This window comes from Nonomuraea antimicrobica, assembly GCF_039536965.1.
In the GTDB taxonomy this organism is placed as follows: domain Bacteria; phylum Actinomycetota; class Actinomycetes; order Streptosporangiales; family Streptosporangiaceae; genus Nonomuraea; species Nonomuraea antimicrobica.
Genome location: NZ_BAAAZP010000192.1, coordinates 19,905 through 35,986, shown reverse-complemented (window position 1 = coordinate 35,986; position 16,082 = coordinate 19,905). Strand labels below are relative to the sequence as shown.

At 69.9% G+C, this 16,082-nt stretch carries 20 protein-coding genes and 3 tRNA genes; 13 read left to right on the top strand and 10 right to left on the bottom strand.

Annotation, left to right across the window (positions count from 1 at the left end):
• The first annotated feature begins 13 nt into the window (after positions 1-13).
• Positions 14-793 carry a phytanoyl-CoA dioxygenase family protein gene (locus tag ABD844_RS43715; protein ID WP_344892632.1) on the top strand — a complete coding sequence of 260 codons (780 nt, stop codon included), beginning with the start codon at positions 14-16 and terminating at the stop codon, positions 791-793.
• Between the two features lie 32 nt (positions 794-825).
• On the opposite strand, the gene dusB is transcribed toward ABD844_RS43715, so the two are convergent.
• A complete protein-coding gene (gene dusB / locus ABD844_RS43710; protein ID WP_344892629.1) occupies positions 826-1,938 on the bottom strand; it encodes a tRNA dihydrouridine synthase DusB in 1,113 nt (370 codons plus the stop codon).
• A gap of 84 nt (positions 1,939-2,022) precedes the next feature.
• On the opposite strand from dusB, the gene ABD844_RS43705 reads away from it, so the two are divergent.
• From ABD844_RS43705 to ABD844_RS43690, 4 genes are all read left to right on the top strand, one after another.
• Complete coding sequence (locus ABD844_RS43705; protein ID WP_344892626.1) at positions 2,023-2,667, top strand: ACT domain-containing protein; 645 nt, start codon at positions 2,023-2,025, stop codon at positions 2,665-2,667.
• Positions 2,668-2,725: 58 nt separating this feature from the next.
• A tRNA-Gly gene (locus ABD844_RS43700) sits at positions 2,726-2,797 on the top strand.
• A 20-nt stretch (positions 2,798-2,817) separates the two neighbouring features.
• Positions 2,818-2,891 (top strand) — tRNA-Cys (locus ABD844_RS43695).
• 1 nt (position 2,892) lies between these two features.
• Positions 2,893-2,967: transfer RNA gene (locus tag ABD844_RS43690), tRNA-Val, on the top strand.
• 195 nt (positions 2,968-3,162) lie between these two features.
• On the opposite strand, the gene ABD844_RS43685 is transcribed toward ABD844_RS43690, so the two are convergent.
• Positions 3,163-3,660, bottom strand: coding sequence for an alpha/beta fold hydrolase (locus ABD844_RS43685; protein ID WP_344892624.1), 498 nt, complete (start codon positions 3,658-3,660; stop codon positions 3,163-3,165).
• A gap of 61 nt (positions 3,661-3,721) precedes the next feature.
• Here ABD844_RS43685 and ABD844_RS43680 point away from each other — a divergent pair, with 61 nt between their 5' ends.
• The 7 genes from ABD844_RS43680 (at position 3,722) to ABD844_RS43650 (ending at position 9,561) form a co-directional block, all read left to right on the top strand.
• Positions 3,722-4,018 carry a VOC family protein gene (locus tag ABD844_RS43680; RefSeq protein ID WP_425568755.1) on the top strand — a complete coding sequence of 99 codons (297 nt, stop codon included), beginning with the start codon at positions 3,722-3,724 and terminating at the stop codon, positions 4,016-4,018.
• 241 nt (positions 4,019-4,259) lie between these two features.
• Positions 4,260-4,907, top strand: coding sequence for a DUF2975 domain-containing protein (locus ABD844_RS43675; protein ID WP_344892621.1), 648 nt, complete (start codon positions 4,260-4,262; stop codon positions 4,905-4,907).
• The gene (locus ABD844_RS43670) at positions 4,908-5,150 is read left to right on the top strand and encodes a helix-turn-helix domain-containing protein (protein WP_344892618.1); all 243 of its coding nucleotides are present in this window, start codon (positions 4,908-4,910) and stop codon (positions 5,148-5,150) included.
• Between the two features lie 236 nt (positions 5,151-5,386).
• A complete protein-coding gene (locus ABD844_RS43665; RefSeq protein WP_344892615.1) occupies positions 5,387-6,565 on the top strand; it encodes a glycosyltransferase family 4 protein in 1,179 nt (392 codons plus the stop codon).
• Between the two features lie 153 nt (positions 6,566-6,718).
• Positions 6,719-7,489 (top strand): SAM-dependent methyltransferase, encoded by a 771-nt coding sequence (locus ABD844_RS43660; protein WP_344892612.1) that lies wholly within the window; start codon positions 6,719-6,721, stop codon positions 7,487-7,489.
• A 158-nt stretch (positions 7,490-7,647) separates the two neighbouring features.
• The gene (locus ABD844_RS43655; RefSeq protein ID WP_344892609.1) at positions 7,648-8,547 is read left to right on the top strand and encodes a D-alanyl-D-alanine carboxypeptidase family protein; all 900 of its coding nucleotides are present in this window, start codon (positions 7,648-7,650) and stop codon (positions 8,545-8,547) included.
• A 117-nt stretch (positions 8,548-8,664) separates the two neighbouring features.
• A complete protein-coding gene (locus tag ABD844_RS43650) occupies positions 8,665-9,561 on the top strand; it encodes an alpha/beta fold hydrolase (RefSeq protein ID WP_344892606.1) in 897 nt (298 codons plus the stop codon).
• A 279-nt stretch (positions 9,562-9,840) separates the two neighbouring features.
• Here ABD844_RS43650 and ABD844_RS43645 read toward each other — a convergent pair whose 3' ends face one another.
• From ABD844_RS43645 to ABD844_RS43635, 3 genes are all read right to left on the bottom strand, one after another.
• Positions 9,841-10,716 carry a DUF3037 domain-containing protein gene (locus ABD844_RS43645; RefSeq protein ID WP_344892603.1) on the bottom strand — a complete coding sequence of 292 codons (876 nt, stop codon included), beginning with the start codon at positions 10,714-10,716 and terminating at the stop codon, positions 9,841-9,843.
• A gap of 15 nt (positions 10,717-10,731) precedes the next feature.
• Positions 10,732-11,517 carry a HipA family kinase gene (locus ABD844_RS43640; RefSeq protein ID WP_344892600.1) on the bottom strand — a complete coding sequence of 262 codons (786 nt, stop codon included), beginning with the start codon at positions 11,515-11,517 and terminating at the stop codon, positions 10,732-10,734.
• A 191-nt stretch (positions 11,518-11,708) separates the two neighbouring features.
• A complete protein-coding gene (locus ABD844_RS43635) occupies positions 11,709-12,338 on the bottom strand; it encodes an alpha-ketoglutarate-dependent dioxygenase AlkB (RefSeq protein ID WP_344892597.1) in 630 nt (209 codons plus the stop codon).
• Positions 12,339-12,526: 188 nt separating this feature from the next.
• Here ABD844_RS43635 and ABD844_RS43630 point away from each other — a divergent pair, with 188 nt between their 5' ends.
• Entirely contained in the window at positions 12,527-13,294 is a 768-nt protein-coding gene (locus ABD844_RS43630; protein WP_344892594.1) for a VOC family protein, read from the top strand.
• Between the two features lie 24 nt (positions 13,295-13,318).
• Here ABD844_RS43630 and ABD844_RS43625 read toward each other — a convergent pair whose 3' ends face one another.
• The 5 genes from ABD844_RS43625 to ABD844_RS43605 all read right to left on the bottom strand — a co-directional run bounded on the left by ABD844_RS43625 (position 13,319) and on the right by ABD844_RS43605 (position 16,053).
• Positions 13,319-13,792 carry an SRPBCC family protein gene (locus tag ABD844_RS43625; protein ID WP_344892591.1) on the bottom strand — a complete coding sequence of 158 codons (474 nt, stop codon included), beginning with the start codon at positions 13,790-13,792 and terminating at the stop codon, positions 13,319-13,321.
• Positions 13,785-14,132, bottom strand: coding sequence for an ArsR/SmtB family transcription factor (locus tag ABD844_RS43620; RefSeq protein ID WP_344892588.1), 348 nt, complete (start codon positions 14,130-14,132; stop codon positions 13,785-13,787). Before ABD844_RS43620 ends, ABD844_RS43625 begins: the two co-directional genes overlap by 8 nt.
• 38 nt (positions 14,133-14,170) lie before the next feature.
• On the bottom strand, positions 14,171-14,923 hold the full coding sequence (locus ABD844_RS43615) for an SDR family NAD(P)-dependent oxidoreductase (protein ID WP_344892689.1): 753 nt from the start codon (positions 14,921-14,923) through the stop codon (positions 14,171-14,173).
• Between the two features lie 88 nt (positions 14,924-15,011).
• Entirely contained in the window at positions 15,012-15,371 is a 360-nt protein-coding gene (locus tag ABD844_RS43610; RefSeq protein ID WP_344892585.1) for a DUF2203 domain-containing protein, read from the bottom strand.
• Between the two features lie 10 nt (positions 15,372-15,381).
• Entirely contained in the window at positions 15,382-16,053 is a 672-nt protein-coding gene (locus ABD844_RS43605) for a GntR family transcriptional regulator (protein WP_344892582.1), read from the bottom strand.
• Positions 16,054-16,082 lie beyond the last annotated feature (29 nt).

The following is a 16,082-nucleotide window of genomic DNA, read 5'->3' as shown; positions in this document are numbered from 1 at the left end:
TAGCGTGGCAGGCATGAGGCTCAACGACTTCCACGACCAGGGGTACGTGCTGGTGCCCGCCCTGTTCGCCCCGGAGGAGGTGGCCGAGCTGCGCGACGGGTTCATGGCGCTGCACGCCCGGGGCCCGATCCCGGGTCACTTCGCGCCGCGCCCGCAGGAGCCGGGGCAGCCGTACGACGTCCTGCGCGAGTACCCCCGGATCATGCACCCCCACCAGATCGACGACCTGGCCCTGCGCTACCTGCTCGACGGGCGCGTCGCCGCGATCGTCCGCGAGTTGCTGGGCGAGGAGCCGATAGCAGCCCAGAGCATGTTCTACTTCAAGCCGCCGGGCGCCAGGGGCCAGGCTCTGCATCAGGACAACTTCTACCTCCGGGTGGAGCCGGGCACCTGCGTGGCCGCCTGGGTGGCGCTCGACCGCGTGGACCGCGCCAACGGCGGCCTGGAGGTGGTGCCCGGCACGCACCTGATGGACCTGTTCTGCCCGGAGGAGGCCGACCAGGACGTGTCGTTCACCCGCGAGTACGTGCCCCCGCCGCCCGGCCTGGCGAAGGTGCCCGTGAACATGAACCCGGGTGACGTGCTCTTCTTCAACGGCAGCCTGGTGCACGGCTCGGAGCCCAACGGCACCGCCGACCGCTTCCGCCGCAGCTTCATCTGCCACTACGTGGGCCACTCGGCGGAGCGGATCGCGGAGTACTACCCGACGCTGACGATGTCGGGCGAACCCGTACGCCTGGAACCGGCGACCGGCGGCGGCCCCTGCGGCACCGAGGTCACCGGCCCTCACTAGCCGACAGCCCATCGGCCGCAGAGCGCGCGCGGTCAGCCGCCGGAGATGTCGGACTCCGCGTCAGCGGCCGGGATCGGGCAGTCCCAGGGGTCGTCCAGCCACCCGTCGGGCAGGTGCACCTTGGACCGCTCGCCGGACTTGCCCCTGGGCGTGTCGGTGTTCGGCGGCCACGGCTGGTCGTGCTCCAGCTTCGCCAGCCCCTCGCGCAGCCCGTCGAGCGACTCGGCCGTGGCCAGCTCGCGCCGCAGGTCACTTCCGACCGTGAAGCCCTTCAGATACCACCCGACGTGCTTGCGGAAGTCGGCCACGGCGTACCGCTCGATGTCGAAGCACGCGGTCAGCCCCTCGGCGTGCCTGGCCATCACCCCGGCCACCTCGCCGAGGGTCGGCCGGGCCCGCTCCGGGCTGCCGTTGAACGCGTTCTCCAGGTCCTTGAACAGCCACGGCCGCCCCAGGCAGCCCCGCCCGACGACCACGCCGTCGCAGCCGGTCTCCGCGACCATCCTGACGGCGTCGTCGGCGCACCAGATGTCGCCGTTGCCCAGCACGGGGATCTCCGGCACGGCCTCCTTCAACCGGGCGATGGCCGCCCAGTCGGCCACGCCGCCGTAGTGCTGCCGGGCGGTGCGCGCGTGCAGCGCGACGGCGGCGATGCCCTCCTCCGCGGCGATCCGGCCCGCGTCGAGGTAGGTGAGGTGGTCGTCGTCGATGCCCTTGCGCATCTTCATCGTCACGGGCAGCGACCCCGCGTTCGCGACCGCCTGCCGCAGGATCCGGCGCAGCAGGTTCCGCTTGTACGGCAGCGCCGACCCGCCGCCGCGCCTGGTCACCTTGGGCACCGGGCAGCCGAAGTTCAGATCGACGTGGTCGGCGAGGCCCTCGTCGGCGATCATCCGTACGGCGCGGCCCACGACGTCGGGGTCCACCCCGTAGAGCTGGATGCTCCTCGGCCGCTCCGACTCCGCGAACCTGATCATCCGCAACGTCTTCGGATTGCGCTCCACGAGGGCCCGCGTCGTGATCATCTCGCACACGAACAGTCCCGCGCCCTGCTCCCGGCACAACACCCGGAACGGCGCGTTGGTGATGCCCGCCATCGGCGCGAGCACCACCGGCGGCCACACCCCGATCGGCCCAATCTTCACGCCGTCAGTTGTAGCGCAGGTCAGGCCGCAACCGGTATTCCACGGATAATCTGTGATCCGGCATCTTCGGTTGAGGGGGAACGGATGCTTCTTCGCGTACGGGTCGCGCTGCCCGACCGGCCGGGCGCCCTGGCGCAGGTCACCACGGTGCTGGGCGCCTCGGGGGCCGACATCACGCAGGTGACGGTGCTCGACCGGGGCGGGGGCCGGGCGCTCGACGACATCACCGTCTTCTGCCCCGACACGACGTCCAGGCAGACGCTGGTCAAGGGGCTGGAGAGCGTGACGGACGTCACGGTCGAGGGCGTCTGGCCGACCCGTGAGGCGCCGGGCACGTACCCGGAGCTGGAGATTCTCAAGTACCTCACCACGGCAGGAGACCGGGCGCTGACCACGCTGGTCGACTCGCTCCCCGTCCTGTTCAGCGCCGACTGGGCCGCCACCGCCGCCGAGGGCCGCGTGGTCTACGCGAGCTGGCGCGCCCCGCGCGACCTCGCCGTCCCCGGCGAGACGCCCGCCCGTCCCACGGCAGTGACGCTTGAGGGCGGCCCGCACCTCATCCACGCCCCGCTGCCGCCGCTGGCCCTCTCGCTCCTCCTGGCCCGCTCGGAGGGGCCCGCCTTCCACCGCATCGAGGTCCACCGCCTGACCAGGATCCTCGAAATCTTCCTCTCCCTGCCCGCCACCGAGCACTACGTGGCCCGCCGGCTCCGCGGGGAGGAGCGCTAGCGTCACCTACGAGTAAGCATCCAGCCGGGAAACGCGCTATTGTTGAGCACGCAGCAACGCGGAAGTGGCTCAGTGGTAGAGCATCACCTTGCCAAGGTGAGGGTCGCGGGTTCGAATCCCGTCTTCCGCTCGGAGCAGGGTTTTTGACTCGGTGGCGTGGCCGAGAGGCGAGGCAGCGGCCTGCAAAGCCGTCCACACGGGTTCAAATCCCGTCGCCACCTCCAAGGACGATTAGCTCAGCGGGAGAGCGCTTCCCTGACACGGAAGAGGTCACTGGTTCAATCCCAGTATCGTCCACCAGGCTCCACGACCCCTCTGGGTCAGCCCAACGGCCCCAGACTCACGGCATCTGCCGGGAGCCTGGGGCTTCTTGGTGTTCCCTGGTCTTCACGGTCCGGACAGTTCACGCGGAGACGAGTCCGGACAGAAAGCGGTCGATGGCCCTGGACACTTCCCCGGGGTGGGTGACGCAACTGGCGTGCGGGGCGCCGTCGATCACCACGAGTTGCCGCACGTTCGGCAGCGCCGACGACCATCGGCGCACCTCGGCCACGCTGATGTCCGGGTCCGCTGCCAGGCGTCGGCGAAGTCCTCGAGTTCTTCGGCGTTGCTCTGCGCCTGGCCGTACGGCGTGGTGTTGACGAGGACCGGCCCGGCAACGCGCTGTGGCGCAAGCAGGGCCGCCGAGAGCGCGACGAAACCACCCATGCTGTGGCCGCCGATGACGGCCCGGTCGATGTCGAGCGCGCCGAGGAGCGCGATGAGGTCCCGTGCGTCGCCCCACAACGTGAACGGGCGGCCGTCGTACTCGGTCGCCCCGTGCCCGCGCGCGTGCCAGGTGATCACGCGATAGCGGTCGGAGAGTGCGGCGACCTGCCTGGAGAAGGTCGCCGAATCGAGCATGAAGCCGTGTCCGAGCACCAGGGCGAGGCCCTGCCCGACTTCGTCGCCCCTGGCGCCGGGCCCCCTGGAAGCCCGCGTTCCGGCCGCCACGACCAGGTCAGGCGGCCCGGGGTGATGTGCCGGTCGGGTGGGAGCGGTTAGCCTGGCGGGCGTGGTGGCGAGGGCGAGTCTTGTGGTGATCTACACCGGGCGGCTGGAGGAGTGCCGGGAGTTCTACACCTCCCTCGGCCTGGAGTTCGAGGCCGAGCAGCATGGCGACGGGCCGCCGCACTACGCCGCCGTGCTGCACGACGGCCTGGTCATCGAGCTCTACCCGGGCGGGCCCGAGCGCCGGACGGGGGCCCTGCGGCTGGCGTTCGAGGTCGACGGCCTGTCCGGCGGCGCTCCCGGGCGGCAGGTGCTCAGAGACCCGGACGGCCGGCCCGTCGAGGTCCTCGTACGCGAATAGGGCCTCACTCTCCGGCTGGGATCCACCGCCGTTCGCCCACCCCTTCAGCCGTGACGACGCGAACCCGCATCGGTGCCGCCGACGGACGCCGGGCTCGATCGGCGACCGCCGCAGAGAGGGCATCCAGCCTTCTGCGGCTTGCGCGCGCCAGGCCGCAGGTATCCAAGCCTCGCTTGTTTTATCGTTTTTCGATGCTATCGTGAGCCGGGTCCTCATTGATAAACGATAAAGGAGGCGGCCGATGCCCAGCAGCCCGACAACAACCGCGCCCCCGGCAGCCGGCGTCTGGACCCGGCGGCTGCACGCGCTCCTGATCACCACTCTCGTCCTCAGCCTGCTGGCATCCCTCGCGGGGTTGATCGCCGACGTCATGTCCGCCCTGTCGATGGCGAAGGCCGACTACGGCTTCACCGGGCTCTGGCCGTCACGCGCCGACGTGTCCCTTGACGGAGCCCTGGCTCCGGGCGTACGCGCACTGCACGTCACAGTCGAGGCGACCCTCCATGACCCTGCGCGCGCGCCGATGCTGGCCGCCCTCCATCTGTTCACGTGGCTGCCCGGCGCGCTGGTGCTGGTCTTCTCCCTGTTCTTGCTCGTCCGCATCACCAGCCGGGGTGTGGCCGGCGACCGCGCCCTGTTCTCCACCGACACGGTGCGCGACCTGCGCAAGATCGGTACGATCCTCACGCTTGGCTCACTGGCGGCCTGTGCTCTCGACTTCGCGGCCAAGACCGTGGCGGCCAGGATGATGACCGTCGACGCGTACGTGGTGCCCGGCGACGTCGGCTGGCCGTTCGTCTCCGTGCTGACAGGGGTGGGAGTGTTCGTGGTGGCTGAAGTGATCGGGCGCGGCCTGGCCATGCTCGACGAGATCGAAGGCACGATCTGAGTGCCACCAGGCGAGCTCAACGGGCGCATCGAGATCCGGCTCGACGAGCTGCTCGCCCGGCGTGGCATGACGTTGACCGAGCTGTCCTATCGGGTCGAGGTGACGATCGCCAACCTGTCCATCCTCAAGACCGGCAAGGGCAGGGCCATCAGGTTCTCCACCCTGGCCCGGCTGTGCGAGGTGCTCGAATGCCAGCCGGGAGAGCTGCTGCGCTACACGGCGGACCCCGCCGACGACCCCTGACGGCCTGCCCCGGCAGTCGACGACCGGCTTTGTCCGGCGGCCCGCCTTCGCGCTGATGGGCCGCTCATGCCCGTTCGGTCGTTGCCAGGGAACTACCAGGAACGAAAGGTAGTCTGCCTCGGCATGAGCTGGCCGCGGAAGACGTTCGACGCGCTGGTCAGGTCCGCCGGGAGCGCCGTGCCGCGCTGGATCCCGGACGCGCAGAACCCCACCCGACGGACCTGGGAGCCCTCCAAGTGAAGATCCGCTATCTCATGCTGCACGCCTACGGCATGGGCGGCAGCATCCGCACGGTGGTCAACCAGGCCAACGCGATGGCCGCCGCCGGTCACGACGTCGAGCTGGTCAGCCTGGTACGGCGACGCGACACCCCCCAGTTCACGCTCGACCCCCGGATCACCGTCACCACACTGGTGGACCAGCGCGCCGGACGGCAGCCCGACTCCGTGGCGCGCAAGGCGTGGCGCCGCGTACGCGGGAAGATCGTGCCGCGCGGCGAGTTCGCGGCCGACTACTTCACCGAGCGCGTCGAGTGGGCGGCCATGGAGTACGTCTCCAGCCTGCGCGACGGCGTACTGGTGACCACCCGGCCGGCGCTCAACCTGATCTCCGCCCGGCGTACCCCCAAGTCGGTCATCCGGGTCGCCCAGGAGCACATGAACCTGTCGGCCTACCCCGACGTCATCCGCAGGGAGATCGCCCGCCACTACGACCGCTTCGACGCGATCACCGTGCTGACGCGTACGAACCGGCTGGAGTACCGGCGTCTGCTGCCCTCCACCCCGACCGTGCAGATCCCGAACGCGGTCCACAGGGTCGACCAGGAGCCCTCCCTCCAGGTCAACCCCGTGGTGGTCGCGGCCGGGCGGCTCGTGCCGCAGAAGGGGTTCGACCTGCTGGTCAAGGCGTTCGCCCAGGTGGTGCCCGAGCATCCCGAGTGGCGGCTGCGCATCTTCGGCACCGGGGCGCGCGAGCGTCAGCTCGTCGGGCTCGTCGAGCAGTACGGGCTGGGCGAGCACGTGTCGATGCCCGGCCGTACCGATCGGCTGGATCGGGAGCTGGCCAACGCGTCGGTGTACGCGCTCAGCTCCCGCTTCGAGGGGCTGCCCATGGTGATGATCGAGGCGATGACGCACGCGCTGCCCGTGGTCGCCTTCGACTGCCCGACCGGGCCCGGGGACGTGCTCACCGACGGCGTGGACGGCGTCCTGGTGCCGCCCAGGGACGTGGACGCGCTGGCCGCCGCGCTGAACCGGCTGATCGCCGACCGGGAGCTGCGGGTGCGCATGGGGAAGGCGGCGGTCAGGACGTCGCGGGCGTACGGGCCTGAGCAGGTGATGCCGCTCTGGGAGGACCTGTTCGCGGAGCTGGCGGCGGGCGAGCGCATCGTCGACAACTTCTGGAGCGCCCGCTGACCTGCGATCGCCCGGAGACCTGAGCGGTGACCGGGCTCGCGGATCGTGGGGCGCCTGGTTATCCTCGGTTGCCGACAGGGACGCAGAGTCGCAGGGACCACACAGGGACGTCCCTGTCCCCCAACCTCACCCCACCCCCGCAACGGAGTCGCCGTGACGACCGAGTTCGACACCACCAAGCCCTCCCCCGCCCGCGTGCACGACTTCATCCTGGGCGGAAGGGACAACTTCGCCGCCGACCGCGCCCACGCCGACCGGGTGATGCGGGCGTTCCCCGAGGGCGGTGAGCTGGCCTGGGCGAACCGGCGGTTCATGTGGCGGTCCGTACGCTACTGCGCCACCCACGTCGGCCAGATCGTGGACGTCGGCACGGGCATCCCCACCTCCCCCAACGTCGCCGAGGTCGCCACCAGGGCGAACCACGGCTCGGTCGTGGTGGGCGTCGACAGCGACCCCGTGGTGCTCTCGTACGGCCGGGCGCCGGGCGAGGGGGAGGGCGTGCACATCGTGCCCGGCGACGTACGCGAGCCCGAGCGCGTGATCGCCGCTCTCGACGGGGTCGTGGACTGGTCGCGTCCGGTGGCCCTCGTGCTCATCGGGGTGCTGCACTTCGTCTCCGACGAGGACGACCCGCACCGCGTGGTGGCCGCCTTCAGGGAGCGGCTGGCACCGGGAAGCCTGCTGGTGGTCTCGCACGCGACGTACGAGGGGGTCGGCGAGCAGACGCTGGAGCGGATCCGGAATGCGAACGCGGACGCCCCCGCGCCATTGCATCTGCGCGCGGCCGAGGAGATCAGGGCATTGTTCGACGGCACGGAACCGGTCGAGCCGGGGGTGGTCGACGTGCATTTGTGGCGTCCTGACGCGCTGTCCGGACAGCGGACCGACCTGCGGGTACTCGGCGGAGTGGGCCGAATCTCCTAGTTTTCGGCCTTTCTCCAAAAAATCTACCTAACGGTTCTTCCAGCTATCTCGGGGTTTCTGGAAGAGCCGTCATAGACTTTCACTTTTTTTGGCAAAAGCATGTCAAGCGGGGCGGCAGTCTGGGGCCCATGCGTAACGGGAAAGCTTATCTGACTGCCATGGCAGGCGCCCTTGCCCTGGTCACGGGGCTGAGCACCACCGCGCATGCCGCCGCGACCGCCGCCCCCGCAGCCGCCGCCGTCGTCACCGGCGCGCCCTCCGTGCCCGCCCACCCCGCCCTCACCGGCCTCGCCGCCGACACGCCCTCCGTGTACGGCCGCGCCGCCTACCTGCTGGACGCCTCCTCCGGCAAGGTGCTGTTCGACAAGGCCGGCACGGAACGGATGCCGATCGCCAGCCTGACCAAGACCATGACCGCGTACGTCGTGCTGAAGAACGCCAAGCCCACGGACGTGGTGCGGATCAAGGCCGAGGACGTCGCGTACGCAGAGAACGGCGGCGGCACCACCGCCGACCTGAGCGCCGGCGACCGGATCACGGTCGGCGAACTGCTCTACGGCCTGATGCTGCCCTCCGGCGCCGACGCCGCCCACGCGCTGGCCCGCACGTACGGGCCCGGCGTCCAGGGCTTCGTGGCCAAGATGAACGCCACGGCCCGCGAGCTGGGCATGAACAACACCCGCTACGTCAACGCCGACGGCCTGCCCACGCGCGCCGGCGACGGCTACTCCACCGCCAGGGACCAGGCCGTACTGGGGGCCCAGGCGCTGCGCGTCCCGCTGATCAAGGAGGTGGCCGGCACCCGCCGCCACGGCCTCGACGCCACCGAGGAGCACGGTTCGTACGTGTGGCGCAACACCAACCGGCTGCTCGGCTCGCCCGGCGCGGTCGGCCTCAAGACCGGCTTCACCCAGGCGGCGGGGTACTGCCTGGCGTTCGCCGGAGAGTCCGGCGGGCGGCTGCTGGTCGGGGTGATCCTCGACGAGTCGGCCTCCAGCCGCCGGTTCAGCACGGCCGAGTCCCTGCTCTCCTGGGGCTCCGCCAAGCAGTCGGCATGAGCCCGGCGACGGCATGCCCAATGACAGCATGCCCGCAAGCGGCATGAGATCGGGGCCGACAGCCGATACGGTCGTACCGAAAAGGACTGGAACGACCGTGATGCGAGGCGGCGAACGATGACAGACGGTCCCCCTCCCCCGGAGGGACTGCGCAGTACGTACCTGGTCTGTCCGGAAGGGCGGCTGCACGTGCACAGCGCCGGGAACCCCGCCGCGCCGCCCGTGCTGCTCCTGAGCGGCGCCGGGGTCGACAACGCGCTGCTGAGCTGGCGCCACCTCATCCCCGTCCTGGCCGACACGCATCACGTGCTCGCGCTCGACTGGCCGAAACAGGGCCGCAGCCGTCCCTGGCGCGGTAAGGCCGACCACGAGCGCATGCTGCGCTGCGTCGTCGACGTTCTCGACCACTTCGGGCTCAGGTCGGCCGCGCTGGTCGGCCTCTCCCAAGGCGGAGCCCTCGCCCTGGCCACCGCCATCCGGCACCCCGGGCGGGTGGACCGGCTGGTGGCGCTGGCCCCGGCCGGCATCCTGTCGTTCCCGCCCGTCGTCCACCAGGCCCTGTGGCTCACCGCCAGGGTGTCGCTGCTCAACCGGACGCTGCCGGGCGCGATGCTCCGTACCCGGCCGCGGGTGGCCGCGTTCACCAGGAAGGCGCTGTTCGCGGGGCCCGTCCCGGATTTCGAGGACGTCGTGGACGAGATCCTCGAAGAGGTGCGGGAGGCGGGCGCGGGGTCGTCCGACTGGCAGAACGCCTCCATCGGGCCGCTGCGCATGCGCGTCGACCTCCGTCCGCGGCTGGGCGAGATCGCCTGCCCGACGCTGCTCATCCAGGGCGATCGGGACGTGGGGGTGCCTCCCGCCACGACGAGGGCCGCCGCCGCGCTCATCCCCGATTGCCGCCTGGAGCTGCTGAAGGGCGTCGGCCACTGGTCGAACCGCCAGTGCCCCGACCGCGTCAACGCACTGATCGCCGGCTTCCTGGGCGGCATGGACGGTGATGATCCGTTGGGTTAGTTTGCCCGACATGAAGCTTCGAATCGCGTCAGGCGCGGCGTCAGCCGCCCTCGTGTGCGCCTGCGCGGCCTGTCCCCGTCAGCCGGAACGTGGTGTGGGCCTCCGGCGGGATGCCGGAGGCGCTGCCGGACGAGGCCGGGTTCGCGGCGAGTGGGCATTGCCTGTCCCGCAGGGCTCGCCTTTGTCTTCTGCGATCGCCGGTCGTCAGGGAGACCCCAGATGGCGCTCCTCATCTGGCCATCGTCACGATGTGCGAATCGGAGGCGCAGTCCCAGCGAGCTATCGGAGCGTTTGCGCCAACTCGGCTGCCTTCGATGTGACAGCTGACACGTCGGCGAGGTCATGAACTTCAGCGGAAAGATTCCGAAACACCTGCTGGGCTTCTTCGAACGCGTCCCTCTGCTGGCGAGTCTGCGGCGGTGCGATTACTACTTGCAAGTCAACGTTGGGGCTGATGGTGCTCGTTCGGCCGACAGAGTCGATGACACGCGCCTCTTCACCCCTCCGCAGCCGCTCAAGCGCGTACCCCCACGCCTTCACCTTCATGGGAACGTCTTCAACCTGAGCAAGTTGGAATGACCATGCCTGCGTGAGTTGAACTACTCTGCCATTCGCGATCGCGAAGTCGATTGGGGTGTGCACGCGAGCGCCCACGATGATCTCGACTTTGGTGCGGATCAGACTCTCTTGGATCAGTGCTTGCTTGAACGCTTCTCGAAGGTTGCGGCGCAGATCGTACTTAGTGACGTGCGGCTCCTTTGATGGCGCCACCGGATCGATGATGAGATGATCGAACACAAACGCGAGGGCTTCTTGTGGATCGTTCGCCAGTATCGGAGCAGGCTGGCTGAATTGAACGACGTTGCGATGATCGCGGTGTAGTTTCGCCAGCCAGTCCTCGTTGAGAGGCTCGGCCTCATCCTCCATGAGGGCGGCCTGGTTCTGATCGATCTCCTCGCCCAGGGCCAGAAGGCAACTCGTGGCAGCTTCGAGAGCCGGCCCGCCGACGAACTTGCGAATCCTCTCGGTATTGCTCAGCTGCCTGACCGCCCACCGGCCGGTGAGAGGATCTCCAGCAATGGCCCCGATGTTGACGAACTCACCGGTGCGCGGGTCCGGGAGACAGCGAACAATCGAGTAGACGTAGCGACTCATTGGACCGACCTCCCTTCAGATCAACGCTCGTACCCTGGCGGCAACCGCTGGCGCCCGATGTTCGAGGAACCAGCCGAGTGCTTCCAGATCGTCGTCGGTCACTGGCCACGATGCTGGCACGCCACGCACTACCTTGACGAGAGCATCGCGGTTAATTCTCTCAAGCGCCGCTGACACTCTCCTGACCGCCTCTGGGGCGAGGCCGTCTGCAGGGTCGGACAACTCATTCGGCTCGTCGACGCACCGCCGCAGGAGGTCCGCCCTGATGGTTCCGTCGTGTGGTGGCAGGTACAAACCATGATCGTGACTGTAGATGGCTCGGTCGTCGTCCACATCGTGGAGCCATTGCGCATCATCACCGAAGCACCAGTCATACAGGGCATAAAGCCCAACCTGACGGCTGCGATTGTCGTCTTTTAGTCGGTGCTGCAGCGCCGGTCGGCACTCCACTGCTTGGTCTATCGCCGCACTCGCATGTGCGATGCCGGGCTGGAGCTTGCCGAAGGGCATCGGCCAGTCGGCGAGATCTTCGGGGATCCTGATCAGACTGGTGTCACAAACCGGCGCACCGATCAGCCTGCCCGCTTCGGCGACCACGTATTCGATGGCAAGCGAGCCACGTGCGAACTCCTGGCATCCTTCCAGCGCCTTGACGAAGTAGCGGCCCCCATCGTTGGCCAGAACCTCGAACGGGCTCGCGAATGATTGGCCGGCTGCGCCACTGAGGGCACGTACGTGTAGACCATCGAAGCGATCGTGGCGGCCCCGAACCAGACCTGACCAGTCGCGCAGATCGACCACAGAGCCCTCCTCTTCGGCGACCTTCCCGCGAGGCAGAACGATAGAGGAACAGGCGATCTCGTGCAGACGTCATCAAGGGACTGTTCCGAGCCCGAGCGGCCCATCGCGAACGCGTGCAGCCGGCGATACGGGCGGCCGGCGACTTTTGAGCGCCGTGAGACGCGCACCCTCAGTAGGAGTGCGGGGCAGGGTCAGCGGACGCCGCGGGGGCGGAACTGGATGCTGATGCGGGGCCCCGCCGGGCGGGAGGTCTTCGGGATCGCGTGCTCCCAGGTGCGCTGGCAGCTCCCGCCCATCACGATGAGGTCGCCGTGGCCCAGGTCGTGGCGGATCGAGGGGCCGCCGCCCCGGGGGCGGAGCAGGAGCGGGCGGGGGCTGCCGACGGAGATGATCGCGACCATCGTGTCTTCCGTGCTGCCGCGCCCGATCGTGTCGCCGTGCCAGGCCACGCTGTCGCGGCCGTCGCGGTAGAAGCAGAGCCCCGCCGTACGGAACGGCTCGCCCAGCTCCCGCCCGTAGTGGGCGTCGAGCGCGCGCCTGGCGTCGCCGAGCACCGGATCGGGCAGCGGGTCGTGCTCGTCGTAGAACTTCAGCAGGCGGGGCACGTCGACGACCTTGTCGTACATGTGCCGCCGCTCCGCCCGCCAGGGCACCCGCTCCGCCAGGCGTTCGAACAGGGTGTCGGCCCCGGCCAGCCAGCCCGGCCGCAGCTCGATCCAGGCGCCCCGGCCGAGGTCGGCCCTGCGGACGGCCCCGGCGAGCGGCCGCAGCCCGACCTCCTCGTCGAGGCCGAGCAAAGAGGCTTGGAACGCGGCTGTCATGGTGTCGAGTGTAGACGATGCTTCAAACAGGTGTTCGGCTTGGGTGATTCAGATGATTTACGTCTAATGCCGTACTCGCGCGGCGCACCGTGTCAGGCTGGGAGGCGCCGGATACGAGTGGCGTCGCCCCTCCGAGCGCACCAGAGGCGAGCGGCCACCCACCGCTTCGTCACGCGAAGGAGCAGGCCATGCTCACCACCGACTACCTCCCTGGCGCCCCGTGCTGGCTCGACGTCAGCAGCCCCGACCTGGACGCCGCGACCGCCTTCTACACGGGCCTGTTCGGCTGGCGGTCCTTCTCGCTGGGACCGGCGCACTTCGACTACCGCTTCTGCCAGGTCGACGGGAAGACCGTCGCCGGGATCAGCCGCGAGACACCGGGCCGAGGGACGCCCGCGTGGCTGACGTACTTCCAGGCGGCCGACGCGGGTGCCGCCGCCAAGACGGTCGAGCAGGCGGGCGGCACCGTCCTGGCCGCGCCGGTGGAGATCGAGGGGCAGGGCGGGATGGCGGTGTTCGCCGATCCGGCGGGGGCGGCGTTCGCCGTCTGGCAGCCGGGCGCGACCAAGGGGCTCGGGCTGGTCACCGATGCGGGCTCGCTCGGCTGGGTCGAGCTGCACTCCCCCGACCCCGACGGCATCCGGGCCTTCTACCAGGCGGTGTTCGACTGGCAGATCGAGGACCTGCCGATGGGCGGCCTCTCCTATCCGGTGATCTCCCCCGCCGGAGGCGGCGAGTCGTCGGCCATGGCCGGCATCGCCCAGCTACAGGAGGGCGATCGCGCGCACTGGCTGCCGTACTTCGAGGTGCCCGACTGCGACGCGGCGGAGGCACAGGCGCGGCAGCTCGGCGGCACGACACGGGCCCCGGCGACGACGATGGAGGGCGTGGGGCGGATGGCCTTCCTCGCCGACCCGTTCGGGGCGCGGTTCGCGGTCATCACCAGCGCCGCCTGAGGCCCGAGGCTCCGGGGCCGTTGCTCACAGGTCGGCCAGGAGCGCGGCCAGCCGGTCCATCGACTCCCTGCCGCCCCTCGGCCCGCCGCCCCGGATGATCGCGTCACGCGCCTCGACCGACGGATGCACGGAGTGGGCGACGTAGCGGGTGCCGCCGTCCGCCGCCGTCAGGGTGACCGTCTCCAGCGCCACGTCACCGGGCATGCCCTCGAACTCCCACGTCCGTACGTACCGCTCCGAGGGGACGACCGCGTGGTAGACGCCGCTGAAGAAGAACTCCCTGCCCCGTTCGTCCACGTTCACGAAGCGCCATCGGCCGCCCACCTCGACCTCCATGCGGTCGACCCTGGTGGCGAGGGAGTGCGGCCCCCACCACCGGGGGATCAGCTCCGGGTCGGTGACCACGCGGAACACCACCTCGGGTGGCGCGTCGAAAGCCCGGATCATGACGATGTCCTGCCGCCCGGGTTCGACGACGAATTCGGTGATGTCAGCCATGCTCTTGCCCTTCCTGCCCGTGCCGGATCCGCTCGATCTCCCGCTCCAGGCGGTCGAACCGGTCGCTCCAGCGGTCACGGTAACGGTCGATCCACTCCGAGGCCGTCTCCAGCGGGGCCGCCTCAAGGCGGCACGGCCGCCACTGCGCGTCACGTCCCCTGCTGATCAGCCCCGCCCGTTCCAGCACCTTGAGGTGCTTGGAGACCGCCTGGAGGCTCATCTCGAACGGCTCGGCCAGCTCGTTGACCGTCGCCTCGCCGTCGGCCAGCCGCGCGAGGATCGCCCGCCGCGTCGGGTCGGCCAGGGCGGCGAAGGTGAGGCTGAGCTGGTCGTCGGGCATCCGGAGTGATCTCCCTGTCGGGTACGCGCTCGCTCACCTTAGTGGTCGACGATGGCGCCGCAGGAGAGGTTCACGGTCGCCGAGGTCATGGACCTGGCCAGGTCGGAGGCGGTGAACGCGGCCACGGCGCCCACGTCGGCCAGCGTCGCGGCGTACCCGAGCAGGCCCGACCGGTCGAGCTCGGCGGCGATCTCGGCCTTGTGGGGCTCGCTGTCGGGGATGGCCTCCGGGATGCCGCCCGTCACCATGGTCACGACGCGCACGCCGTACGGGCTGGCCTCGCACGCGAACTGTCGCCGCATGCCCTCCATCGCGTCCAGCGCCACCTTGAACCCGCCCAGGCCCGGCAGGGTCTGCGGGCCGCCGCCGCCGAACATGAGGATCACGCCGGACCCGCGCGGGACCATGTGCCTGATCGCGGCCCGGCCGGTCAGGAACTGCGTGCGCGTGGCCACCTCGATCGGCCGCAGGAACTCCGCCACCGAGAGCTGGTCGAGCGGTTTCTGCACGTCCTGGACGCCGATGACGTTGAAGGAGACGTCGATGCCGCCCGCCCGCCCGGCCACGTCGGCGGTGAACGCGTCGACCTGGGCCTCGTCGAGCGCGTCGACCGTGGCGGTCTCGGCCTCGCCACCGGCGGCGCGGATGTCCGCGGCGACCTCGTCGAGCCGGTCCTTGGTACGACCGGCCAGGAAGACGCGGGCTCCCTCACGGGCGAAGGCTCGGGAGACCGCGCCGCCGATCGCGCCACCGGCCCCGTAGACGACGGCGGTCTTGTCCTTGAGAAGCACTGTATTCAACCTCCTGGTTTATCAACCTATAAGTTGAATACAGGGCGTGACGTGGCCGTGTCAAGGGCGCACCGCGCCCGTCGTGCGATCACAGCCGTCGGCGACCGGCGAACCCCAGCTCCGTACGGTGGTACCAGGCGAGTTCCGACTCCCCCTCGATCCAGCACAGCCGGACCGACACCCCGTCGAGCACCGCGGGGAAGTCGACGAGGACCGGCGCGATGCCCTTGACCTCGATGCCGCGGCCGCTCCACCCGCTCAGGACGTCCTCGATGCGGGCCTGCAGCCCCTTGATCTCGGGCAGGCCGCCCCGCTCCGACCTGCCGCCGGAGCGCCGCGCGAAATCGAGCTCGGCCAGGTCGGCGCGGGCGGCGATCACCACCGCCGCCTCCTCGATGACGGAGGGCAGCAACGCGCGGGCCTCGTCCACGGTGAAGGTCCGGTCCATGGCCGAAACGTTAGCGGTTCGGCTCGTAGGCGCGGATCAGCAACCGCTCGGCATGGTCGAGGTAGTCGTCGAGATCGGCGGCGGCCTCGCCGGTACGGCCCGACTCGATCAGGCCCAGCAGCCTGCGGTTGCGGTCGACGAACGGCTCGTGAAAGGCGCGCGGGTTCTCCATCACCTGGAAGACGAGGCGCAGCTCGGCGAAGAGCTGCCGCATGGCCTCGTCGATCCTGGGGCTCTCGTTGACCGACACCAGCGCCTGGTGGAAGCGGATGTTGGCGGTGCCGACCCCCTGCCAGTCGTCCTGCTCCGCGGCGCGCTCGGCGTCGCGCACCGCCTCCCTGATCAGCGTCAGCGCCCGCTCCGACGGCGTGCGCCGCACGGCCGCCCCTTCGAGCACGCGGCGTACGCGGTAGAGGTCGGACACGTCCTCCACGGACGGGAGCCGGACGAAGACCCCCCGGTTGAGCCGATGGTCGAGCAGCCGCTCGTGCCCGAGCAGCCGGAACGACTCGCGCAACGTGTTGCGCGACACGCCCAGCGCCTCGGAGATGGCCTCCTCCGACAACCGCTGGCCGGGCTGGAAGAAGCCCTCGCTGATGCGCTCGCGCAGAATGTCGGCCACCCGCTCCGCAGTGCTGCTGCGTCCCAGACGGGGGCGGTCCTGGGAGAGATCAGCAACCACGTCATCCACATTTAACAGGGAATCATGGA